Origin of the sequence: Mesorhizobium sp. M1C.F.Ca.ET.210.01.1.1 (genome assembly GCF_004791585.1) — a bacterium.
In the GTDB taxonomy this organism is placed as follows: Bacteria; Pseudomonadota; Alphaproteobacteria; order Rhizobiales; family Rhizobiaceae; genus Mesorhizobium.
In genome coordinates this window covers 1-337 of record NZ_SRUU01000154.1, presented here as the reverse complement: position 1 = coordinate 337, position 337 = coordinate 1, and the positions used below count along the sequence as shown (strand labels likewise).

The 337-nt window shown below is 66.8% G+C and carries 1 pseudogene; it reads right to left on the bottom strand.

Annotation, left to right across the window (positions count from 1 at the left end):
• Positions 1-337 (bottom strand): annotated as a pseudogene (gene carB / locus EN853_RS33360) (carbamoyl phosphate synthase large subunit); the annotation flags it as partial.

The window sequence follows — 337 nt, the reverse complement described above, 5'->3', positions numbered from 1 at the left end:
GTACGGCGGCAGCGAGCACGAGGAATCGCCCGAGTGCACGCCGGCTTCTTCGATGTGCTCCATCACGCCACCGATCAGGACGTTGCCGTCCTTGTCGGCAATGATGTCGACGTCGCACTCGACGGCGTTGTCGAGGAAGCGGTCCAGCAGCACCGGCGAATCGTTGGACACCTTCACCGCGTCGCGCACGTAGCGGGCCAGGTCGGCTTCACCGTAGACGATTTCCATCGCACGGCCACCCAGCACGTAGCTCGGGCGCACCACCAGCGGGTAGCCGATCTCGCGGGCCAGCAGCAGGGCTTCCTGGTCGTTGCGGGCGATGCGGTTCGGCGGCTGC